Origin of the sequence: Sphingomonas fuzhouensis (assembly GCF_034659795.1) — a bacterium.
In the GTDB taxonomy this organism is placed as follows: domain Bacteria; phylum Pseudomonadota; class Alphaproteobacteria; order Sphingomonadales; family Sphingomonadaceae; genus Sphingomonas; species Sphingomonas fuzhouensis.
On the sequence record NZ_JAXSQY010000012.1, the window covers coordinates 30,873 to 53,358 of the forward strand.

A 22,486-nucleotide genomic window follows, 5' to 3' on the forward strand; every position below is an offset into this window, starting at 1 on the left:
CGTGCAATCATAGAGTTTCGGACATTCTGCGTAAGCGTGTTCCGGGGCCAGTCCGCGTGATGTACGCTTCGGCTTCTAACCCTTTCAAAAAGTGCGTTGATGCATGAGCTACAAACGTATTCGATCCCTGGAACGCGGCGTCGCCATCCTGCAGCATCTCAATCACGTCGGGTCGGCGACCGCGGGTGAAATTTCGCGGGACACCGGCCTTCCCCGGCCGACCGTCTATCGCATCCTGGACACGCTTCTCGAAGGCGGGTTGATCTATCGAAGCCCGTCAGCGCACAAAGTCTACCGGCTGACGGAGGCGGTCGACAAGCTGAGCCTGCGCTCCGGCTCTGTCGAGCCGCTCACGGCCGCCGCACGGCGCGTGCTCGAGACCCTTCCGGACAGCGTGCCCTGGCCGGTCTTTCTGTCGACATGCTCGAGGGATGGCGTCGTGATCCGGGAGACGACGCGCGGGTCCAGCATCTTCTGGACCGAACTGGGTTGGGTAGGGGCCGAGGCGCCGATCTGGGAGGTTGCCCCCGGACGGGCCCATGTCGCCTTCGCAGCGCCGGCCGAGCGGGCGACACTGCTTGCCGATCATCAGGGCGATCCGTCCGAAGCGATCCAGACGATCCGCGAGCGCGGCTATGCCGAGGAACGCGACAAGGATTCGCGGCTGATCGGGCTGTCGGTGCCGATCGGACGCGGGCTGGGCCTGATCGGCTGTCTGAGCATTATGTGGCAGGTTGGTAGCGATACCGAAGAACGGCTCGTCCAGCGCTACCTTCCCATGCTCGAACGCATGGCGAAGGCGATCAAGGCGGATATTCGGGTCGAGGAGGATTTGGTCGATCCGGTGGGGATCACCGCCCCCTCCTAGGCCGCAAGGCTTGTCGGTATAGCGAAGTCGGTGCCCGTTATGATCCGCAGATCCTCGATGGATATGCCGGGGGCCCGCTGGACCAGCGTCAGGCCGCCGCGAACGCGGTCGACGTCGAAGACGGCCTTGTCCGTGACGATCATGTCGACGCAGCGCACGCCGGTCAGCGGCAGCGAGCAACGGTCGAGAAGCTTGGGGCTGCCGTCCTTGCTGGTGTGGTCCATGACGACGATGACGCGCCGGACGCCGGATACGAGGTCCATCGCGCCGCCCATGCCCTTGACCATCTTGCCGGGGATCATCCAGTTGGCGATGTCGCCGTCGCGCGATACTTCCATCGCGCCGAGCACGGCCACATCGATATGCCCGCCGCGGATCATCGCGAAGCTCTGCGCACTGTCGAAATAGCTGGAGGTCGATAGCTGCGTGATCGTCTGCTTGCCGGCGTTGATCAGCTCCGGATCGACCTCGTCGGGATAGGGGAAGGGGCCCATGCCCAGCATCCCGTTTTCGGATTGGAGCGTGACCTTCACACCCGTTGGCAGATGGTTCGCCACGAGCGTCGGGATACCGATGCCGAGATTGACATAATAGCCATCCTTGAGTTCGAGCGCCGCCCGTGCGGCCATCTGATCGCGCGACCAAGCCATGTTACTGAACCTCCAAACGCTCGCGGGTCGTCAGCTTTTCCACCCTTCGCTCGGCGATGGTGCTTTTGACGATCCGGTCGACATAAATTCCGGGAAGGTGGATCGAATCGCCCTCCAGCTCGCCGTCCGCGACGATCTCGTCCACTTCCACCACGGTGATCTTTCCGGCGGTGGCCATCGGCGCGTTGAAGTTGCGCGCGGTCTTGCGGAACATCAGATTCCCCTCGCTGTCGGCCCGCCACGCCTTGATGATCGACAGGTCGGCGCGCAGCCAGCGCTCGCGTAGATAGAGCTCGCCGTCGAACTCCTCGACGGGCTTGCCTTCCTCGACCACCGTGCCGACCCCGGTGCGGGTGTAGAAGGCCGGTATGCCCGCGCCACCGGCACGAATGCGCTCCGCCAGCGTGCCTTGCGGGGTCAGTTCCAGCTCGAGCTTGCCGGAGAGATAGAGCTGCTCGAACAGCTTGTTCTCCCCGACATAGGAAGAGATCATCTTCCTGATCTGGCCATTGGCCAGCAGCACCCACAGTCCGAAACCATCGGCCCCGCAATTGTTTGAGATGATGGTCAGCCCGGTCACCCCGGCCTGCTTGATTTCCGGGATGAGGCTCTCGGGGTTGCCGACCAGTCCGAAGCCGCCGGACATGATGGTCATGCCATCGAAGAGAAGCCCGTCAAGGGCAGCCTTTGGATCGGTATAGATTTTCGACGACATCGCGTGATCCGACTTTCGCATGATGATGTCGGCGAACTACGTGGCCGCTGTCGCCAAGTCTTTGCCGGTCGCGCGTACGTCTGTCATGTGTACGGGCGAAGCCGACTTCAGCACTCGGAGGGATCGATCCCCATGGCATCGAAGATGGTCCGGCATTCAGCGAATGCCGTATTGGCGACGGGAACCCCAGCATAGAGACCGGCGTGGAGGCTGGCGTCCTTCACGTCCTGCGGCGTCAGCGACCCGCGCTCCAGCCCTGACCGGACGTGGAGGCGAAACTCCTCCCACCGGCCGAGCGATGCGGTGAGGGCGAGGACGAGAAGTCGCCGGGTGCGGTAATCCAACCCCAGCCGACCCCAGATCCGGTGCCACGCGACCTCGGTGGCATAATCCTGATAATCGGCGATCCATGCTGTTCGCGCGGCGATCGACTGATCGACCCAGGCATCGCCGAGCACCTCGCGCCGGATGCGCTCGCCATTGCGGGCGGGGTCGGGGGCGGCGCCGTGGTTCTGCACCCTGTCCTGGAAACGCCCGATCGCAGTGGCGAAGGCACCGGGTTGCAGGATGCAGGCGAGATGGGCGTCGGGCATGGTGGCGATGCTCGTCCCGGCATATCGTGCCGCCCTGCCATCGTCCGGATTGATAAGTAACACGGGATGCGGCCCGTCGAACGCTCGGTTGTCGTCCTGCTCGGCCAACCCATGGGCGCCCGTTCTGGCCTGCACGCGCAGTAGCGGTGCGAGCCACTTCCCTGCCTCGGACGATGGCGACGGTTTTGGTAGGGGAAAGGGCGCGCCGGGCTCTATATCCTGTGCGGCAAGGATCAGACCGGTGACGGCGGTCGGCCGTATCCGGGCCATTTCCGCCACGATCATCCCGCCGCCTGATACGCCGCACAGCATCGCCCGTTCGACGCCCGCCTCGTCCAGCACCGACCATGCTCCGGCGGCGGCTCTCGCGATCGACAGACCTCCGGGAGGGGGTGGGGAGGCGCCGTGGCCCGGCAGATCCGGCCGGATCACCCGGAAATGATCGATAAGAAACGGGACGAGGCGGTCCCAGATCGTCAGATCGAGCGACTGGGGATGGATCAGCAGCAGGGCGGGGCGATGGTCATGCCCGGACTGCTGCCAATAGAGGCGATCATCGCCTCGACCCGTGAACGGCATCGGATGGTTCCCCCGAACTGGCGTCAGGCCGCGAGGGCGTTGCCGCTGGCGATCTTCAGGACACGTCCGGCGTCACCCTCCCGCCCGCCATGCCACGCGATATGATGGTCGGAGCGGATGAGCGTTGCCGGGGTCTTGTAAAGGTCGAGCAGCATCGCACGGTCCGCCTCGTCCTCGGGGGCGAAGATGGTCAGCGGAATGCCCCGCCGGGCGGCGGCCGATGTCCAGCTTTCGACATCCACATCCCCCAGGACGAGTAGCGTGAAGCCCTGGCCAAGATGGTCGTAGAGCGCGGATGTGTCCCGCAGGAACCGGTGCGGCGCGCGATTGCCGGGCACTGCGGCCTCGGTGAAGGTGCGGAAAAGCGGCTCCACCGTCGCGCTACCGTCGCGCAGGATGATCGGCGACTTGGTGTAGCTGTAGCCGAGCTGGCCGCCCATCGAGCGGAATTGCTGGGTTTTCTTGTCGACGATCAGGTCCGACACCTGCTGCCGGATCGCGTCGCCCTCGGGGCCGGGGCGTTCGATCCCCTCCAGCACCAGCGAATGCGCCTGCATGGCCTGGTTTTCCTCCGACCCCCGCTGGCACAATAACACCGCCTCGCGGCGTTCGATGGTGTAGCTGGGAAGCAGGAGGTCGCCGCCCCAGCCCTCGATCACGGCCTGGAGCTTCCATCCCAGATCGGCCGCGTCGCCGATGCCCAGATTCATCCCGAAGCCGCCCTGCGGCGACACGGTATGCGCGGCGTCCCCGGCCAGCAGGACCCGACCAAAGTCGAAACGCGGTGCGATCAGCGAGTGGAGGCGGAAGCTGCCACCGCTGATCGGTTCGACCTCGAACGCCTCGCCGACTGCCCCGAACAGCAGGGCGCGGACATCCTCCCATTTGTCACCGTCGAAACCGGCGGGCATCGGGCAGGAATAGTAGACGAATTCGGTGGCATCCTCATTCTGCGGGATCAGCAGATCGTCGGAGCGATCCTCATTGTAGAAATAGACCATCGATGCGATCGGCCCGGCTTTCCACAGATGCTTCAGGCCGGGCGCGCGGATATGCCAGGAAAAGGCCTGACCCAGGTCGGGCGCGCCCTCCATCCGGATATTGAGCTGGTCACGGCGCAGCGCGCTGCGGGCGCCGGTGGCGAGGACCAGATAGGAGCCGTCGATGCGCCGGCGTTCGCTATTGGTTTCGATCCAGGCCTTCACGCCATGGGCGTCCTGCGCAACCTCGACGAGCCGGCTTTCGAACAGGCGCGCAATCTGGGGTAGTTCCGCCGCGCGCTGATACAGCGTCCGCTCGATCGACAGGTTCGGCGCCCATTCGCCGGTCTCCGCCGCGAAGGCGAGGGCATCCTGCGCCTCATAGGTCTTGGGGAAATGGTGGACGAGGTGCGCGTTCAACCGCGTGACGAAGGTCACGTCGCGATGAACCTCCGGGCTGACGCAATCATTTGCGCGAAGGCGGTCGGCGATCCCCCAGCGCCGGAAATGCTCCATAGAGCGGATGTTCGTCATGTTGGCCTTGGCGGGCACGAACTGGCCGTCGCGGCGCTCCTCGACGATGACCGATGCGATATTTCTGAGTGCCAGATCGATCGCCAGCGCGACCCCGACGGGCCCGCCGCCCGCGATAATGACAGGTTGGTCGCTGCTCGCCTTCACCATGATATCCACTCTCCGACAGGTCTTTCATTCTAGAGAGCCGTGTCGCGCCATGCGTGCGGCGTGTTCGCGCTGTCCACGATGTGAGCATTCCACCGTGTTCCCCCAGCGAACATCTGGCGCTGCGCGGTGGCGATGCGGCGCGCATTCGCCAAACCTCGCGCCCGTCCGGACCCAGCCCATGGGCCAGCCAACGGGGATGAAAGCAGATGGATATCCGTCGAGTAGTGACCGGGACCGACGATGCCGGCCGGAGCGTGATTGTCTCCGATGGATCGGTGCCTCGATCCCATGCCTTCGCCTCGATCCCCGGCTTTGCGAACGCGACGGTCTGGTCGACGCCCGCCGGTGTGTCGCGCGGCCACGCCACGGGTGACCGGACGACGGACCTGTCCACGCTGCTGCCGGAGCCGGGTGGCAGCACCTTCTTCATCGTGCAATTTCCCCCCGAAGCCAACATGGCGAAGATCGACCCTGCCGCCGCCGGGGCCGAGCAGGCGGCGCACTTGCCGGGCTTGTCCGAGACCTTCGATCCGGAGCGACCCGGCTTTCACGCGACGCCATCGGTCGACTACGTCATCCTGCTCAGCGGCGAACTATGGCTCGAGCTGGAAGCGGGCGAACCGGTACGGCTTCGTCAGGGAGACGTCGTCATCCAGAACGGCACATGGCACGCCTGGCACAACCGCACGAACGCGCCAGCGGTCATCGCGGCGATCTCGCTTGGGGTGGCCGACGCCGCATGACGATGCGGGCCCTGACATTGACCGGCGAATGGGCCCCCCGGCCCGGCGCCGATCTGTCGAGCACCGAGCTGGAGGCACGATGCGCCAACGATGCCCGGCAGGCGTGGCGCAACCCAGAGTGGCGAGTGACCGATCATCCGTCTCCGCAATGCCGCGACCGCGACGACGTCGTGGTGATGGTCCTGCGCGCGGGGATAGCAAGGTCGAACTGCAAATCGATCGAGACGGACGAGGACGGCTATGTCCGCCTGCCCTATCGAATGCGGCTGCCGGTCGTGCCCGGCCATGAGGTCGCCGGGATCGTCGTCGAGATCGGACCCGCGGTACGGGATCTACGGGTTGGCGAGTTCGTCACGGTACAGGCGCTCAGACCCTGCGGCCTATGCCGGAACTGTCGGACAGGCCATTTCAACAATTGTCTGGATCTGAGCTTCGCGGGCCTGACCACGGACGGCGGCATGGCGGAATATCTCGTCGCGCCCGCGCGCAATCTCTTCTCGCTTGAACGGCTCGTCGAGCGGGTGGGCGAGGAAGCGGCTCTCGATATCGGCGTGGTCTGCGAGCCTGCGGCGGTCGCCTATGTCGGGATGTTCGGCCAGGCGAGGGGGTTCAAGCCGGGGGCGATGGTGGCGGTTTTCGGCTGCGGTCCGATCGGCCTGTCGGCGATCGCGCTGGCGCGCGCCGCCGGCGCGGCCGGCATCGTCGCGGTCGATCGGGCGTCCGGGCGTCTGGCACTGGCCGAACGCCTCGGTGCCGATCTGATCCTTGATAGCCGGGACCTGCAATCCGACGGAGTCGATGCCGGGGAGGCGCTGGGCCACTTCACGCACGGTCGCGGCATCGATTTCGCGGTCGAAGCGACCGGTGACGGCGCAAGCTTCTTTCCGGAGGTCGAAAAGGCGCTGGGACGCGGGGCGCGTGTCCTCTCGCTCGGTGTCGAGCGTGCGCCCATGCCCATTCGCATCCTGCCATATCAGGAGGCGAGTGCCACGCTGACCGGCTCGATCGGCCATATCGGCGGGTTTGAGCCGGTGATCGCGCTCCACACCGGTGGACGCCTGGATCTCAGCCAGATGATCGAGGGGCGTTACAGCCTGGGTGCGGCCTATGACGCGCTGGCCGTGGCCAGCCGCTTCGAGGAAGCGAAAATCGTCATCGAGCCGCAGCGGCGGGACTGACCGACGATCGACAGGAGCGGGTGCAAACCATCGCGTACTCATGGCGGACATAATCTCCTGGCCAGTCCCCGTCCCCGCTTTCACGACATACAAAAGAATTGGAATGCCACGGCGCGTAATCGAAAGACAAATACAACGGGGAGAGCGTGTACTCTTTTCCGAGGTCAAGTCGACGGCAGTATTCGAGATCGATTAAAGGTCCATCAAAGCCCCGATTGTCTCAGATTTCGTTCCGCAGCCAAAAAGTACGTCAGTACACAGGATAGGCGAGGATTTGATGGACAACAAAGTGGCCAAGCTGCTCGTGTGCGCGAGTGCGCTGACGTACATTGTGGTGGCGACGGCCGCACCTGCATCGGCGCAGTCGACCGCGGTCCAGTCGACGTCCAATCCTCCCAAAGATATGTCCAGTGATCGTGCCGCGCCCCCGGATGCGAACGAGATCATCGTAACGGCCTACAAGACGGCGCAGAGCCTCGACAAGTCGGCGGTGGCCGTCACCGCAATTCGCGGCGATGACCTGACATCGGCGGGTGTTACGAGCGCCCGACAGCTCGCTGGTGCGATACCTGGGCTCCAGGCCGCCCAACTCGGATCGGTCGTGAACCTCAACATTCGCGGCGTCGGCTCGAGCCAGTTCTCGCCGCTGAGCGGGTCGGCGGTCGGCTTCGTTCAGGACGGTGTGCCGCTTCAGGGCAATATCGGCCTCACCAACGGCTTCTACGATGTCGATCGGATCGAGGTTCTCAAGGGGCCGCAGGGAACGATCTACGGCGCCGACGCGACCGGCGGCGTCGTGTCCGTCGTGACGGCCCGCCCGCGGATCGGCGAAACGTCCGGCTCACTGAGCGGCGAAGGGGGCAATTACGGCCATTATCAGCTTGAGGGATACGTCAACGTCCCGCTCGGCGAAAATCTGGCGGCGCGGGTTTCGGGCATCTACAACCGCCGCGACGGCTACATCTCCGACACCTATGAGGATGCCAAGGAAGGCGGGGTTCGGGGACAGCTCCTGTACCGCGCCGAGACATGGTCGCTGCTACTCGCCGGAGACTATTTCCATGAAGGCGGGATCGGAAGCGGTGCCGTGGCGCTTCCCCTCGGACGCGGAACCCCCGACGGCAATCCGTTCAACTCGACCTATTATCCGACCAAGGGCACGGATGCCCGGCGCGACAATAACTATTACGGTATCCGCGCCGAACTGAATGCCGATCTTGGTTTCGCCGATCTGACGATCCTGCCGTCCTATCGGAAGATCAAGACCGACGAAATCCAGTATATGAGCGGATATCGGGCCGACGTTCAGAACGACATGTCCCAAACCAGCGTCGAGGCCAGGTTGAGCCACAAGACGGACAAGGTCGAATGGCTCGCCGGTCTCTATGCCTTGTGGGGGCAGCGATCGTATCAGGGGTTCTTCTATAACGCGAACGCCGACTTCGCCTCGACGTCGCCGCTGAACAACTTCTTCGATCCGGCGGCGACCTCGATCAGCGCGAACGGCGTCTCGTCCGAGACCCCCGCCTATTCGCAGGCTGCGTTCGGGCAGGTGACCTATTCGATCACGCCGCAATTCCGCGTCACCGGCGGCCTGCGCTATTCGCATGACATCCGGAAGGTCGATCCGAACATCGACTATGTGCTGAACACGACGCTGGCGCCGCCAGTCCTGTCGTCGTTCATCCCGATCCAACAGGTCGGTGGCATCGCGCGTACGCCGGGGGCGGGCTTCTCCTTGGCCTCGTTACAGGCACAAGATCCCAACAATCTCTTCATCACCACGCAAACCTCGTCGCAGTCGGCGCGGTTCAACCATGTCGATTTCAAAATTGGTGCCCAATATGATCTGAGCCCCGAGGTGATGCTCTATTCCAACCTCTCGACGGGCTATAAGTCGGGCGGCGTCAATACCTATTCCACGGCAGATATCAGCACCGTCTATAAGCCGGAGAAGCTGACCTCGCTGGAGGGCGGCGTGCGGGCCCATGTCGGGACGTTCCGTCTGCACGCGAACCTGTTCTACTGGTGGTACAAGGATCACCAGGAAGGGGCGATCTACAACATCCCGTCGATCGGGACGAAGCTCCTGATCGAAAACATCCCCTCCGGCCATATGTACGGCCTGGACCTCGAGGCGGGGTGGAAGCCGACGCCGAACGACAGCCTGGGACTTGAGCTGGGATACCTCGAATCCAATACCGGGCCTTTCGTGATCGGGGCGGGACAGGCCACCGAAGTCAACGAGCCCAATGGGCATCCCTATGTCGCCGCCCCGCGCTGGACGCTCAACGGCAACTATGAGCATGTCTTCCCGATCGGCGGTTACGAGCTGGTGGCGCGCGGCGAAGGCCATTTCCAGTCCGCACAGAATCTGGAGATCCGGTTCACCTCCGCGACGCGGCAGGGCAGCTATTTCACCGGCAACGCGCTGCTGACGTTCCAGCCACACGTCGGCAAATGGTATATCGGCGCCTATGTCCGCAATCTGACCGACGAGACCTATCTGGTCGCGGCGCAGAAGGCCCCCGGCGTCCTGCCCGACTTCTTCGGCAATCTCGGTGCCCCCCGGACCTATGGCGTTCGGGCCGGTATCAAGTTCTGACGGAGCCGGACCGATGCACGTCGTAACGCCATCCGAGATCACAGAGGCGGTGATACGCAGCTTCGGCGGCACGCCCGACCCGCGGACGAAGGCGATCGTCACGGCGTTGACGCGGCACCTCCATGCGTTCGTGATGGAGGTTCGGCCATCGACGGAGGAATGGTCGGCGGCGATCGGTTTCCTGAAGCGGACCGGTGACACGCCCCATGGCGCACGCCAGGAACTGATCCTTTTGTCCGACGTGCTCGGCGTGTCGATGCTGGTCGATGCGATCAACCACAGCGAAGACGAGGCCGCGACTGAAAGCACCGTGCTCGGCCCGTTCTTTGTCGAGGACACACCGGTTCTACCGCTCGGTGCCGATATGTCGGGCGGCGCACAGGGCAAACCGCTCTGGATCGACATTGCGGTCACCGACGCCGCTGGCTCGCCGCTGGCCGGGGCCATGGTCGATATCTGGCAGGCCGATGATGACGGCGTATATGACGTGCAGCGCGATCTGCCCGACGGCGCGCATATCAATCGCGGGCGCTTCCAATCCGACGACAAGGGCCGCGTTCGCTGCTGGTCGGTGATCCCGGCCTCATATCAGATTCCGTCCGATGGTCCGGCGGGAGAGGTGCTCGCCGCCACCGGCCGCCATGCCTGGCGTCCCGCGCATGTGCATTTCAGGATCGCCGCAGAGGGATATCGCCCTTTGGTGACACACCTGTTCGTCAGGGGCGACGCCTATCTGGGCAGCGATGCGGTATTCGGCGTGAAGCCGTCGCTCGTCGCTGATCTGAGTGTGCACCGAGCACCCGCACCGGATGGTCGCGCGGTTCAGGGCGCGTGGCGCAGCCTTGACTATCGCTTCGTGCTGCAAAGAGGAGACCGTTGAGGTGACCTTGGCATATCGCGGCGTGAGCGGCTGACCATGTTGGCCGATAGCGCGACACATGGCGGTGCGGTCAGGTCGGCGGGAACCTGTCCCACGGGATACGGAGTGCACGAGACCCACGGCATCCTGCTGCGTCCGGAACACTCGATCCAGGTATCGAGCGACCAGCTCGGATGGCAGTCGCTCTACGCGTCGCTTCAGCATGAGCGGCCATATGAAGCGGAGTTCGAAGCGGTCGAGGACTGCCTGGTCATCCTCCACCTGGGCGGACCGGTCGGCGTCGAGCGTCGATTGGGCTCGAAGCGCGAACGCCGGGTGGTTCCGGCGGGCGGGCTGTTCATTCTGCCCGGCGGCGTCGACTTCGGCGTACGGCTGGAGGGCGAACTCGACAGCCTCCATATTTATCTGAGACGGTCCTTGTTGAACGAGGTCGCGGCGGAACTCGGCATGTCTACGGACCTGAACATCACCCCATGTCTGGGTGAGCCGGATCTCCTCGCCGAGCAGCTTGCTCTGGGGGTTCGTAGCGCCCTTCTGGAGGGGGACAGCGGCGCCAGCGCCTTTGCGGATTATCTGTCCGCCGCGCTGGCCGCGCGACTGCTCCGGCGTTTCGGGCGGCCATGCACCGGCCCCGAATGCACGGCGGGCAGCCTTGGCGAACGGCAGTTGCGGCAGGTGGTGGACTTCATGGAAGCTAGGCTCGACCAGCCCTTGTCGCTGGCCGACATGGCATCGTCCTGCGCGATGAGTGCGTCGCACTTCGCGCGGCGCTTTAAGCAGACGACCGGCGTTCCGCCGCACCAGTATCTCATTCGCCTGCGGATCGAGCGGGCGAAGCGGCTTTTGAAGGACTCGATGCCGATCGCCGAGATCGCGGTGGAATGCGGCTTCACGCACCAGGAACACCTCACCAGCATGTTCCGCCGCGCCACCGGCCTGACGCCTGCCGTCTTTCGCCGCACGGCGCGGTCATGAGCCAGGCGCCCGGCATTTTGCGCGATTCCTGCACATCGGACAGCGGCTTTTTGCAGGATCGCGCCGAGGTTCGGAGCCAATCTCAACGTCACGGCACAGGTCGGCCGAATGCGGCGCCACGTGCGACATCACGCCGAACCGGCGAATAGGAGAGGTCCGCAGCATGGAATATCAGACACGCTTCGGCAGCTTGAGCGATTATGACAAGGGCGGCGTCACGATTATCGACGACAACCCGAAGAACTACGTCTTTTCCAACATCTTCGAGGTCGCCGAGACCAGCGCCCCCTATGAGCGCGTCGCGGTCGCCAAGAACTTCGAATATGTCATCGAGGTCGCACGCGCCGAGGGCACGTCCGGCTGGTACACCTGCGCGCACGACGAGTTTGTCCTGTCGATGGACGGGCAGGTCGAGGTGCATCTGGTGAAACCGGAAACGGCTTTGCTCGACGCAGAGGCGCAGGGCGCGCACGCGCTCGACGACCTGCCCGACGGTCGCAAGATGGGGCGCCTGATCCTGGGCAAGGGCCATCAGGGGCTGCTGCCTGCGGGATCGGCCTATCGCTTCCACGCCGACCAGCCCGTGTGCCTGATGATCCAGACCATCGAGGGGCTGGTGACCGTCCAGAAATGGGCGACCATCTGCCAGACCGAAGCCTGATACCCCGATCCGAGGAGTTGATCCCATGGCCATGACCGAAGCAATGCAGAACGCCGCCGTCGCGTCCGCCGACTCGCTGGACGAATCCGCGATCTCGATCGGCGCGATCGAGAACGCCACCGGCTATCGAACCTTCCAGGCGGGCAGCTTCAACTTCCGCCGTGACGAATATTTCGCCCGTATCTCCTGGCCCGGCGGCAACCACGTCCTGCCGATCGACGTGTTCCTGCGCGCGTTGATGCGCGACGTCGCCTGGGGTTTCTTTTACGGTGTGGTGAATTTCGACGACGTCGTCGGCACGATCAACCATTATGGCGAAGTGACCTTATTCGCCGGTCGCTTCAACGACGCCTATCGCAATGCTGGCCGCGACTTCGAGGAGCGGTTCGCCAGCGAGGCGCTGATGCCGCTGTTCAAGCAGATGGTCAGCGACTGGACCAATGCCGGTTACGATCCCTTCGCAGCGCCGATGGAGACGGGCGTGCCCTGGGGCTCGAAAAAGGGCAATAACGACGAGGCGGTCAACCGCACCCGCGTCGCCGCGCGCCGCATGGTGGGTCTTCCCGGCGACACGCCGGTCCGCACTGACGAGAACGGCTTCCCGCTCAACCGCATGTTCTCCGACGTACCGCAGGACGAGCCGGTGGTCGAGGTCGAGCCCGGCTTCGAGAACGAGGTCAGCGCCTACAACCTGTTCAATTATCTCGGTCGCTCCGACGTGACCTGGAACCCCAGCGTGTGTTCGGTGGTGGGGGACAGCCTGTTTTGCCCGACCTCGGAGGAGTTCACGCTGCCGGTCGACCATGGCAACGACCGGTGCGAGTGGTTCATTACCCTGTCCGACGAGATCGTCTGGGACATCAAGGACAAGGAAAGCGGCAAGCCGCGCGCCAAGGTGACCGCCAAGGCGGGTGACGTGTCGTGCATGCCCGCCGACATCCGCCACAAGGGCTATGCCGACAAGCGCGCGATGCTGCTCGTATGGGAGAATGCCTCCTCGAAGATCCCCGAGATGATCGCCAGGGGTGAAGCGCCTGTGGTGTCCGTCACCTTCTGATCCTGAAGGGCGCGGGCTGCCGGGTCCGCGCCTGCTTCCATGAATTTCGAGGTTACCCCACGATGAAGCTGCCTCCAATCGACACCGCGCGCCTGCAGACTCGCTTGCTGATCGGGGGGCGATGGGTCGACGGTGTGGAAGGAAAGACGATTCCGGTCGTCAATCCCTATACCGGCGAGATTATCTGCGACATCGCCGAGGCGGGCGAGGCGGATGTCGATCGCGCCGTAGAGGCAGCGCAGGCGGCGGCCCCCGGCTGGGCGGCGCTGGCGGCGCATGAGCGCGGCCGTTTGCTCCTGAAGCTCGCCGATGCGATCGAGGCGGATAGCGACTATCTGGCACGACTGGAGGCGACCAATACCGGTCATCCGATCCGCGACTGCCAGATGCTTGACGTGCCGCGCACGGTGTTGTGCTTCCGCTATTTCGGCGGCATGGCGGACAAGCTGGAAGGATCGGTGATCCCCGTCGATGCCGGCTTCCTCAACTATGTCGAGCGCGAGCCGATCGGCGTGGTCGGGCAAATCGTGCCGTGGAACTTCCCGCTGATGTTCGTGAGCTGGAAACTGGGTCCGGCGCTGGCGGCGGGCAATACGGTGGTGATGAAGCCGTCCGAGATCACGCCGCTCACCACCTTGCGGATCGGCGAGCTGGTCAAGCATGTCGGCATTCCCGACGGCGTGGTCAACATCGTGCCGGGCTATGGCCACACCGCCGGGCAGCGCATCGCCGACCATCCCGGCATCGGCAAGGTCAGCTTCACCGGATCGACCGATGTCGGCCGGGCGATCGTGCGCTCGTCCGCCAGCAACCTCAAGAAGGTCCAACTCGAACTGGGCGGCAAGGGGCCGAACATCGTCTTTGACGACGCGGTGATCCCGGCGGCGATCGGCGGCTCGGCCTTCGGCATCTTCCACAATCAGGGCCAGGCGTGCATCGCCGCGTCGCGCCTGATCCTGCACGAGGCGATCGCCGAGCAGTTCCTCGACGGCTTCGTCAAGCTCGCCAAGTCGATTCGCCTCGGCGATCCGCTCGATACCGAGACGGAGATGGGACCGCTCACCTCGCGCATCCATCACGAGCGCGTCCTGTCCTATATCCAGGTCGCGCGCGACCAGGGCGGCGAGGTGCTGGCCGGGGGCAGGCTGCCCGACGATCCGGCGCTGGCCAAGGGCTTCTTCGTGGAGCCGACGATCGTCCGCGCCGATCCTTCGCATCGCGTCAGCCAGGAGGAGGTGTTCGGACCGTTTGTCTCGGTCACCACCTTCCGCGACGAGGAGGAGGCGATCGCGATCGCCAACGGCACCGCCTATGGCCTCGGCTCGGGGCTGTGGACGCAGAATATCGGCCGCGGCCACCGCGTCGCCAAGAAGCTGCACGCCGGCATGGTCTGGGTCAATTCCTACAAGCGGGTCCATCCCGCCTCGCCGTTCGGCGGCGTCGGCCAGTCCGGCTATGGCCGCGAGATGGGGTTCGAGGCGATGCGCGAATATACCCAGCCGAAATCGGTGTGGATCAACGTCGATGCGCCGATCGCGCCCTTCTACAAGCGTTGATCCGCACGATCAGGTCGGTTGACCAAGGCCCCACAGCCACTGGTCGACCGACACCGACGCGAACAGACCGCCACGCATATAGGGGTCGTCGCGCATGAACCGGACAACCGCCGCCCGGTCCTCCGCCTCGAACACCAGCAATGTGGAGAACATCTGTGCGTCCTCGGTGAGGAGTGGGCCACCCAGCACGGTCCGGCAATCGATCGCGTCGCGGCGGATATAAGCCCGGTGTGCGTCGCGCAGTCCGGCGCGGCGTGCTGCGGAATCCGGCGCGTCGACGCCTTGGAAGACAAAATAAGGCATGGTCACTCCACGACCAGTTGATCGCCGTTGAGTCTCAACGGCACGGGCTGAAGCGCTTCGCCTTCGCACGCCCCGCCCAGGCACCGCCCATCCTCAATCGCGAATAGCGCGAGATGTTGGCGGCACATGATCCGGCTGCCGTCACGGCTGAGGAATTGGTCGGCGCGGTGGTTGAGCGGCAGCGAGTAATGCGGACACATGTTCACATAGCCGCGCACCGCGTCGCCATGCCGCACGACGAACATGCGGAAGGCCGAAAGGCCGCGCCCGAAGACATATTCGCGTCCGCCCCGGCCCACCTCTGCCACGGAGCCCAGAACCGTGCCGGGCGCGGGGGCATTGGCCTTGCTTCGCCAGTCTACCATCGGGTGGCATGCTCCGTTTCGTCGGCCTCGGCGCGGCGGGCTGCGTCGATCGCGATACCCCATGCGCTCGGATCACCCGGACAGACCATGCCGGTCGATCCGTCGCCGTCAGCGAAAAGGGCACGCGCATTCGCGCGCAGGCAGGCAAGCTGGTGGCGAAACATGGCGATCATCGACATGCGTCGAGGCGGGTGTCGATTATGGGCGGCTGTCACGCCGCCGTCTCGGTCTCGAGCCTGAAGCCGACCTTGAGCGTGACCTGAAAGTGGTCGACCTGGCCATCGACGATGTGACCCCGTGTCTCGACAACCTCGAACCAGTCGAGATTGCGCAGCGAACGGCTCGCGAGCGATACGGCGGTCCGGATGGCATCGTCCACGCCGATCTCCGAACTGCCGACGATTTCGACGATCTTGTACACGTGATCAGACATGAAGCGGCTCCGCGTTGGATTTCGCGCCGTCATGCTAGGTCGATCGCGCGCGAAGGTGATCGGTAAGTCGAAATTGTCCGCCGGGTGCACGGCGCGACGGCGTCAGTCGAGGTCACTGCCCATATCGATCTCACGCTGTTCGACGATATGCAGCCCGAACGCTTCCAGCCCGATCATCGTCTTGCTGTGGCTGTTGGTCAGTTGGATCATGTCGTGGACATTGAGGTCGGCCAGGATCTGCGCGCCGATGCCGTAAGTGCGCTCGTCCATGCCATCCGCCGTGCCGTCGCGCATCTGTTGCATATTGCCATTGAGTTGCGGCGGAATGAGCAGGATGACGCCCGCGCCCGCCGCGCCGATCTGGTCCATCGTACGCTGGAGGATGCGGCGTCTCGGCCCCGTCTGGCCGAGCATGTCGGCGAACAGCGAGGCGGAGTGGACCCTGACCAGAGTCGGCTCACCCGGACGGATTCGGCCCTTCTTGAGCACATAGCTGAACTCACCCGTCACCTTGTTCAGATAGCTCAGAAACTCCCAGGTGCCGCCATGATCGGACTCGAATTCGGCGCGATCGACTTGCTGGACCAGATGGTCGTTGCGCAGGCGGTAGACGATCAGGTCGCGGATCGTGCCTATCTTGAGCGAATGGCGTTTGGCGAATTCGATCAGGTCCGGCAGGCGCGCCATCGACCCGTCATCCTTCATCACCTCGCAGATCACGCCCGATGGATTCAGACCGGCCATGCGGCTGATGTCGACCGCGGCTTCGGTGTGCCCTGCGCGGACGAGCACGCCGCCGTCCCGGGCGGCGAGGGGGAAGACATGGCCGGGGCTGACGATGTCGGTGGCCGGCCGGGTGCTGTCGATCGCGGTCAGGATCGTCCGCGATCGGTCCGCCGCCGAGATACCTGTCGTGACCCCCTCACGTGCCTCGATCGACACGGTGAAGGCGGTGGCGTTGCGACAGAGATTGGCCTCGGTCTGCGGTTTCAGTCGCAGATCATCGACCCGCTGCCGCGTCAGCGCGAGACAGATCAGACCGCGCCCGTGAGTGGCCATGAAATTGATCGCATCCGGCGTCGCCATCTGGGCCGGAATGATCAGGTCGCCTTCGTTCTCGCGATCCTCATCATCGACGATGATGAACATGCGGCCGTTGCGGGCTTCGGCGAGAATGTCTTCGACGGGGGAGATCATGGCGCGGCTCTATCGTCGGGAGTGCGATTATTTGGCGGAGGGGCGCTGCATGCCCCATTGGATGCCCATGACCTCTTCCATGGTCACCAGCTTGGCGGGCGTGTCGGCGGTGAGCTGGTCGCCATCGGTCCAATGCTCGTGTTCGCGGCCGAACGGATCGTACCAATAGTCGAAGATCTGGCTTCCCAGTACATGGCGGCCGACGCCCCAATGCGGCGTGTACCCCCGCTGCACCAGATGTTCGCGACCGGCCATCAGGTCGTCCACGCCGCCGACCTCGAAGGCGAGGTGCCGCAGACGCGGCGCGCCGCCGGCCTGAAAGATCACAAGGGTGTGATGATCGGCAGGCGCCGTGCCACGGTCTGTACGGAGGAAGGAGCCGATCGACTTGCCGGGCTCGATCTGGAATTCGTCCGAGGTGAGCATTCCGAACCGCGTTTTGTACCAGTGGTCGCTCTCTGCGAAATCGTTCACCACGATCGCCAGATGGCCGAGGCGAAGCACGCGGCTGGGTCCCTTGCGGACTTGCCGGAAGCGATCGATCCGGGCGACGCGGCCATTCTCGTTCCAGGCGGCATGAGCCTCGCCGTCCTGTACCGCGTTCCGCGGCTGCCCGACAAAGCCGTCGACCTCGAATCCGTTCGGATCGGTCAGCCGGATGAATGTGCCTCCGCCAGGCCCAGAATGGGTTTGGATCGGCACGCCCTCCGCCTGCGCCAAGCGCTCGAGCGCGGCCTCGTTAGGCAACCACATGCCGAAGCCCAGAAGGCCCGTCTCGCCCTGCGTGACGGCGTAGCAGAAGGGGGCACCCGCCTCGGTCCGGAACAATCGCTCGCCGTCATGGGTGCCCAGATCCGTCAGCCCGAAGTCGCGGAGGAACCCCGCCTGCACCTCGACGTCGGGCGCGGCGATGCGGACATAGGCGATGTCCTGCGCTTTGATGACGGTCATGCGACGGCTCCTTCTTCGGTAAGGCTGCGGCGTTCTTCCGGTTTCAGCGCGGCTGCGATCAGGCGATAGCTGTCCAGACGCGCATCGAACTCGGGCACGATGTTGCAGATCATGATCTCGTCGCTGCCATATCGGTCGGCGATGCGGCGAAGTCCGGTCGCAACGGCATCGGGTGTGCCCCAGGTGACGTGCATGATCGGCTGCGCCATGTCGGGGTTGGCGCTGGCCCATCGCTTGGCGTCCGCGACCGAGGGCACGGGGATGATATGGCCCTCGAACATCAGGGCCATCACCATGATGAACGGATAGCGCAAGTCCGAGGCACGATCATGGTCCTCCGCGCAGATCGCGGCGGTCGCCACGATGACCTTCGGGGTGCCCAGCGTGCGTGATGGCTGGAAGTTGGCGCGGTACAGGTCGGCGAGGCCACTGGCCTGAGGATTGATGAAATCGGCGATGACATAGGGCAGCCCGAGCCGTGCGGCGAGACGGGCGCTTTCGGGTGAGCTTCCCAGCAGCAGGATATCGGCGGGCGATCCGCCGTGCGGCAGCGTGGCGCGCAGCCGTGACAGTGCGGTGCCGCCCGCGGCATCGTCCTCCGGCCTATGATAGGCGATCAGCTCGGCGAGTTGACCTGGAAAGTCGCTGCTGACGGACGCGATATGGCGATGCCGCCGCAGCGCCTGGGTCGCGATCGGATCGCATCCCGAGGCACGGCCGATCCCGAGGTCAATCCGGCCGGGCGCGATTGCGGCGATGACGCCGAAGGTTTCGGCGACCTTATAGGGGGAATAGTGCGGCAGGAGCACGCCACCCGAGCCGACGCGGATTCGCGCGGTCGCCATCGCGATGGCCGCAATCAGCACCTCGGGTGCGGCGCCGGCAAAGGTTTCGGAGGCATGATGCTCTGCAACCCAGAACCGTCGATAGCCGAGCTGATCCGCCAGCCGGGCCAGTTCGATGGTCTCCCGCACGGCCGAAACCGCCGTGCCCGATTGCGCAATGGGGCTCTGATCCAGGACCGAGAGGTGAAGCGGGCGTTCTCCCATCGGTTTACCTCTTGAGGGGCGTCATGGACGGATGGCGCGTTACCGCCGGGCGGGACAGGGGAGGCGGGGCCATCACACGCGCGCCAGCGCCATCGCGATGCCCTGACCAACGCCCACGCACATGGTCACCAGGCCATGGGACCCGCCCGTCAGGACCAGCTCTTCGGTGACCGTCATGGCGAGCCGCGCGCCCGACATTCCCAATGGGTGGCCGAGCGCGATCGCGCCGCCGTTCGGATTGACGCGGGTATCGTCGTCGGCGATCTTCAGCCCGCGCAAGACGGCGAGCGCCTGGCTGGCGAAGGCCTCGTTCAACTCGATCACGTCGAACCGTTCGAGCGCAATCCCTGTGCGCGTCAGAAGCCTGGACACGGCGGGCACCGGGCCGACCCCCATGATCCGGGGCGCGACGCCAGCGGCGGCCGACCCGATGATGCGAGCGCGGGGGGTGAGCCCATGGCGCTTCACCGCCGCCTCCGACGCGACGATCAGCGCCGCCGCGCCGTCATTGACTCCGCTCGCATTGCCCGCAGTGACGGTGCCGTCGGGCCGAACCACGGGCTTCAGCTTGGCTAGCGTCTCCAGGTCCGTGGCACGCGGATGCTCGTCGATCTCGACGAGGCTGTTTCCACCTTTCCGCTGTGCGACGCTGACCGGCACGATCTCTCGCGCGAAGCGGCCATTGGCTTGCGCGCTGGCGGCCTTGGTCTGGCTGCGTAGCGCGAATGCGTCCTGATCGTCGCGCGCTATGCCGAACTGGTCGGCGACGTTCTCCGCCGTCTGGGGCATCGAATCCACGCCGTAGAGCGCCGCCATCCTGGGATTGACGAACCGCCACCCGATCGTCGTGTCATGGATCTCGGTGGCGCGGGCGAATGCGGTCTGTGCCTTGGGCATCACGAAGGGCGCGCGGCTCATGCTCTCGACGCCGCCGGCGACGATCAGGTCGGCCTCGCCAGCGCGGATCGATCGGGCGGCCACCGCCACGGCATCGAGCCCCGATCCGCACAGCCGGTTGACGGTGGTCCCGCCTATTCCCTCGTCCAGCCCTGCGAGCAAGGTAGCCATGCGGGCGACGTTGCGATTATCCTCTCCGGCCTGATTGGCGCATCCGAAGATGACATCGTCCACCGCCGTCCAATCCAGCCCCTGATTGCGCTCGGCCAGCGCCTTGAGAACGACGGCGGCGAGGTCGTCCGCACGCACGGCGGACAATGCCCCGCCATATCGTCCGATCGGCGTTCGCACGGCGTCACAGATAAAGGCTTCGGCCATCGGAAATTGCTCTCGCTTGCGTGTCGAACGTCGGTGGTGGGTACGCACTGAGGATAGGCCTGCTCCCACAGTGAACGGCCCTGCCAATTTCGGGCTGTCCGTCCTGTGACCCGCTTTGCGCTGGACCCGGCCGACTGGCGCGTATGATTATGGCGACACCGCAAGAACATGGGCCGTGAAGCAGACGACATGACCGACGCGATCGCCGCAGAACACTATATCGGATGGGCTGAAGCCGAGGCCGAACGCTATCCGGGCATCGAGGATGTGGCACCGCGCCCCGTCCGTGCGATCGGCGTCGTCGGGGGCGGTACGATGGGGGTCGGGATCGCCATCGCGCTGCTGTCCTCGGGCTATTCGGTGACGATCGTCGATCGGAATCCCGCCGCCGTGGGGCGTGCCGTGGATGGCATCGAGCGGACGATCGGCGACAATGCCGCCTCCGGTCGGATCGGCCCGGACGCGGCGGCCAAGGCGAGCGCTGCGCTGCGTTTCTCGACCGACATCGCGGCGCTCGGCCACGTCGACCTCGCCATCGAAGCGGCGTTCGAGACGATGGCCGTGAAGCAGGCGATCTTCCGCGAACTCGATCGCGTGTTGCGGCCGGGCGCGGTCCTTGCCAGCAATACCTCCTATCTCGACATCGCGGCGATCGCGGCGGTGACCGATCGACCTGCGGACGTGCTGGGGCTGCATTTCTTCTCACCCGCCCACATCATGAAGCTGATCGAGATCGTCCGGACTCCCGCGACCGCCATGGATGTCATCGCGACCGGGCTGGCCGTCGCCAGGCGTCTGGGCAAGCGTCCGGTGGTCGCGGGCAACGCCTATGGCTTTATCGGCAACCGGATGCTTGCGGTCCGCCGACAGGAGGCCGAGGGGCTGCTGCTCGACGGCGTCTCGCCCGAGCGGATCGACCTGATCGTCGAAGGCTTCGGCTTTCGGATGGGGCCGTTTCGTATCGGGGATCTGGCGGGGCTTGATCTCGGCTGGTCGGCCGAAACCTCGACCGGCTCGACCATTCGTGAGCGGCTTTGCGATGCCGGTCGCCGGGGCGAGAAGACGAGGGCCGGCTTTTACGATTATGGCGACGATCGGCGGCCACGGCCTTCTGCCGAAGCGCTTGAGATCATCGCGGGGTTCGCGCGTGATCGGGGGCACCAGCCCCGAGCCTGGACCGACGAGGCGATCCTCGACCGCATGCTGCTCCCGATGATCGACGAGGGCGCGCAGCTCTTGGCAGAGGGGGTCGCGCAACGGGAAAGCGATATCGATGTCGTCTGGATCAACGGCTATGGCTGGCCGCGTCGGACCGGCGGCCCGATGTACCATGGACGGGAAATCGGCCTGGCCGACATCGAAGGAAAGCTGGCCGCGCTCGGCCGCACCCCGTCACCAGCGCTTCAAACGCTCGCCCGGTCGGATCGGCCGGCGCCCAATCCTACGTCAGTACAGGAACCCAGTGCATGACCGTGCTTGATGAGTTTGCAATTGACCCCACGACGTTCCGCAAGGTGCTCGGCTGTTACCCGACCGGCGTCGCGGTAATCACGTCGATCAACAATGACGAGCGCTTCGGCTTCGTGGTCGGCTCCTTCACCTCCATTTCGCTCGATCCGCCGCTCGTCGGTTTTTTCCCTGGGAAGAGCTCGAGCAGTTGGCCTAAGATCGCTGAATCGGGGCGGTTCTGCGTCAATGTCCTGGGCGCCGATCAGGTTGAAATCTGCAGGCATTTTGCCGGCAAGAGCGCCGACAAATTCGTCGACATCGCCCATCGCTCGAGCGTGTCGGGCATGCCCTTGATCGACGGGGCCGTAGCTTGGGTCGAATGCCGAATTACCGAAATCAAGGAGATCGGAGATCATTATCTGGTCATCGGTGCCGTGGAGCGAATGTCCCGATCGGAGGAAGAACGGCCGCTCGTGTTCCTTAACGGTTCCTATCATGGCTGTGTCGCTTTGGTGTAATGCAGGGAGCGGGCATGGCCGTGCGCAAGCGCTGGTCATCGGGCGCTCCCTCCGGTTCGATTACGTAGCATATGCCCGTAGCAGCACCGCAGCACTGCGTCAGGAAAAACCGTTACGACTAAGCATCTTAGATACTTACCGTCCATATCAGTGCGATCCTGCCGGGTTCCTGTCTCCCCGACCATTTCCAAAAATCCCAGATTCGCGGCGTTTTGGATGATC

23 protein-coding genes are annotated in these 22,486 nt (G+C 64.7%); 11 read left to right on the forward strand and 12 right to left on the reverse strand.

What is annotated here, in order from left to right; all coding sequences use genetic code 11:
• Positions 1-103: 103 nt before the first annotated feature.
• A complete protein-coding gene (locus U1H82_RS17845) occupies positions 104-868 on the forward strand; it encodes a helix-turn-helix domain-containing protein (protein WP_322966338.1) in 765 nt (254 codons plus the stop codon).
• Here U1H82_RS17845 and U1H82_RS17850 read toward each other — a convergent pair.
• The 4 genes from U1H82_RS17850 to U1H82_RS17865 all read right to left on the reverse strand — a co-directional run bounded on the left by U1H82_RS17850 (position 865) and on the right by U1H82_RS17865 (position 5,069).
• Complete coding sequence (locus U1H82_RS17850) at positions 865-1,518, reverse strand: CoA transferase subunit B (protein WP_322966339.1); 654 nt, start codon at positions 1,516-1,518, stop codon at positions 865-867. The genes U1H82_RS17845 and U1H82_RS17850 overlap by 4 nt on opposite strands.
• 1 nt (position 1,519) lies before the next feature.
• Complete coding sequence (locus U1H82_RS17855; RefSeq protein ID WP_322966340.1) at positions 1,520-2,233, reverse strand: CoA transferase subunit A; 714 nt, start codon at positions 2,231-2,233, stop codon at positions 1,520-1,522.
• A gap of 107 nt (positions 2,234-2,340) precedes the next feature.
• Positions 2,341-3,405, reverse strand: a complete 1,065-nt coding sequence (locus U1H82_RS17860; RefSeq protein WP_322966341.1) for an alpha/beta fold hydrolase — start codon at positions 3,403-3,405, stop codon at positions 2,341-2,343.
• Positions 3,406-3,428: 23 nt separating this feature from the next.
• Complete coding sequence (locus U1H82_RS17865) at positions 3,429-5,069, reverse strand: FAD-dependent monooxygenase (protein ID WP_322966367.1); 1,641 nt, start codon at positions 5,067-5,069, stop codon at positions 3,429-3,431.
• A gap of 224 nt (positions 5,070-5,293) precedes the next feature.
• Between U1H82_RS17865 and U1H82_RS17870 the strand changes: the two genes are divergently transcribed.
• The 8 genes from U1H82_RS17870 to U1H82_RS17905 all read left to right on the forward strand — a co-directional run bounded on the left by U1H82_RS17870 (position 5,294) and on the right by U1H82_RS17905 (position 14,724).
• Positions 5,294-5,812 (forward strand): cupin domain-containing protein, encoded by a 519-nt coding sequence (locus tag U1H82_RS17870; RefSeq protein ID WP_322966342.1) that lies wholly within the window; start codon positions 5,294-5,296, stop codon positions 5,810-5,812.
• Complete coding sequence (locus tag U1H82_RS17875) at positions 5,809-6,990, forward strand: alcohol dehydrogenase catalytic domain-containing protein (RefSeq protein ID WP_322966343.1); 1,182 nt, start codon at positions 5,809-5,811, stop codon at positions 6,988-6,990. Before U1H82_RS17870 ends, U1H82_RS17875 begins: the two co-directional genes overlap by 4 nt.
• Before the next feature lie 277 nt (positions 6,991-7,267).
• Positions 7,268-9,595 (forward strand): TonB-dependent receptor, encoded by a 2,328-nt coding sequence (locus U1H82_RS17880; RefSeq protein WP_322966344.1) that lies wholly within the window; start codon positions 7,268-7,270, stop codon positions 9,593-9,595.
• Between the two features lie 13 nt (positions 9,596-9,608).
• On the forward strand, positions 9,609-10,475 hold the full coding sequence (locus tag U1H82_RS17885; protein WP_322966345.1) for a dioxygenase family protein: 867 nt from the start codon (positions 9,609-9,611) through the stop codon (positions 10,473-10,475).
• A 105-nt stretch (positions 10,476-10,580) separates the two neighbouring features.
• Entirely contained in the window at positions 10,581-11,450 is an 870-nt protein-coding gene (locus U1H82_RS17890; RefSeq protein WP_322966347.1) for a helix-turn-helix domain-containing protein, read from the forward strand.
• Positions 11,451-11,613: 163 nt separating this feature from the next.
• A complete protein-coding gene (locus U1H82_RS17895; RefSeq protein ID WP_322966349.1) occupies positions 11,614-12,111 on the forward strand; it encodes a cupin domain-containing protein in 498 nt (165 codons plus the stop codon).
• A 25-nt stretch (positions 12,112-12,136) separates the two neighbouring features.
• Complete coding sequence (locus U1H82_RS17900) at positions 12,137-13,168, forward strand: hydroxyquinol 1,2-dioxygenase (protein ID WP_322966350.1); 1,032 nt, start codon at positions 12,137-12,139, stop codon at positions 13,166-13,168.
• Positions 13,169-13,230: 62 nt separating this feature from the next.
• On the forward strand, positions 13,231-14,724 hold the full coding sequence (locus U1H82_RS17905) for an aldehyde dehydrogenase family protein (RefSeq protein ID WP_322966351.1): 1,494 nt from the start codon (positions 13,231-13,233) through the stop codon (positions 14,722-14,724).
• A 9-nt stretch (positions 14,725-14,733) separates the two neighbouring features.
• Here U1H82_RS17905 and U1H82_RS17910 read toward each other — a convergent pair whose 3' ends face one another.
• The 8 genes from U1H82_RS17910 to pcaF all read right to left on the reverse strand — a co-directional run bounded on the left by U1H82_RS17910 (position 14,734) and on the right by pcaF (position 20,297).
• Positions 14,734-15,027, reverse strand: coding sequence for a YciI family protein (locus U1H82_RS17910; RefSeq protein WP_322966352.1), 294 nt, complete (start codon positions 15,025-15,027; stop codon positions 14,734-14,736).
• Between the two features lie 2 nt (positions 15,028-15,029).
• Positions 15,030-15,392: a Rieske (2Fe-2S) protein gene (locus tag U1H82_RS17915; RefSeq protein WP_322966353.1), complete on the reverse strand. Its 363-nt coding sequence runs from the start codon at positions 15,390-15,392 to the stop codon at positions 15,030-15,032.
• Positions 15,386-15,571 (reverse strand): hypothetical protein, encoded by a 186-nt coding sequence (locus U1H82_RS17920; RefSeq protein WP_322966354.1) that lies wholly within the window; start codon positions 15,569-15,571, stop codon positions 15,386-15,388. The genes U1H82_RS17915 and U1H82_RS17920 overlap by 7 nt, the downstream gene beginning before the upstream one ends.
• 32 nt (positions 15,572-15,603) lie before the next feature.
• Positions 15,604-15,825: a dodecin gene (locus U1H82_RS17925; RefSeq protein WP_322966355.1), complete on the reverse strand. Its 222-nt coding sequence runs from the start codon at positions 15,823-15,825 to the stop codon at positions 15,604-15,606.
• 102 nt (positions 15,826-15,927) lie between these two features.
• A complete protein-coding gene (gene ribB / locus U1H82_RS17930) occupies positions 15,928-17,022 on the reverse strand; it encodes a 3,4-dihydroxy-2-butanone-4-phosphate synthase (protein ID WP_322966356.1) in 1,095 nt (364 codons plus the stop codon).
• Between the two features lie 27 nt (positions 17,023-17,049).
• On the reverse strand, positions 17,050-17,973 hold the full coding sequence (locus U1H82_RS17935; RefSeq protein WP_322966357.1) for a VOC family protein: 924 nt from the start codon (positions 17,971-17,973) through the stop codon (positions 17,050-17,052).
• Positions 17,970-19,022 (reverse strand): LLM class flavin-dependent oxidoreductase, encoded by a 1,053-nt coding sequence (locus tag U1H82_RS17940; RefSeq protein ID WP_322966358.1) that lies wholly within the window; start codon positions 19,020-19,022, stop codon positions 17,970-17,972. The genes U1H82_RS17935 and U1H82_RS17940 overlap by 4 nt, the downstream gene beginning before the upstream one ends.
• A gap of 72 nt (positions 19,023-19,094) precedes the next feature.
• The gene (gene pcaF, locus U1H82_RS17945; protein WP_322966359.1) at positions 19,095-20,297 is read right to left on the reverse strand and encodes a 3-oxoadipyl-CoA thiolase; all 1,203 of its coding nucleotides are present in this window, start codon (positions 20,295-20,297) and stop codon (positions 19,095-19,097) included.
• Between the two features lie 189 nt (positions 20,298-20,486).
• Between pcaF and U1H82_RS17950 the strand changes: the two genes are divergently transcribed.
• Together U1H82_RS17950 and U1H82_RS17955 are read left to right on the forward strand one after the other, a co-directional pair.
• On the forward strand, positions 20,487-21,767 hold the full coding sequence (locus U1H82_RS17950) for a 3-hydroxyacyl-CoA dehydrogenase (RefSeq protein ID WP_322966360.1): 1,281 nt from the start codon (positions 20,487-20,489) through the stop codon (positions 21,765-21,767).
• The gene (locus U1H82_RS17955) at positions 21,764-22,264 is read left to right on the forward strand and encodes a flavin reductase family protein (protein ID WP_322966361.1); all 501 of its coding nucleotides are present in this window, start codon (positions 21,764-21,766) and stop codon (positions 22,262-22,264) included. The genes U1H82_RS17950 and U1H82_RS17955 overlap by 4 nt, the downstream gene beginning before the upstream one ends.
• Positions 22,265-22,486: the final 222 nt, after the last annotated feature.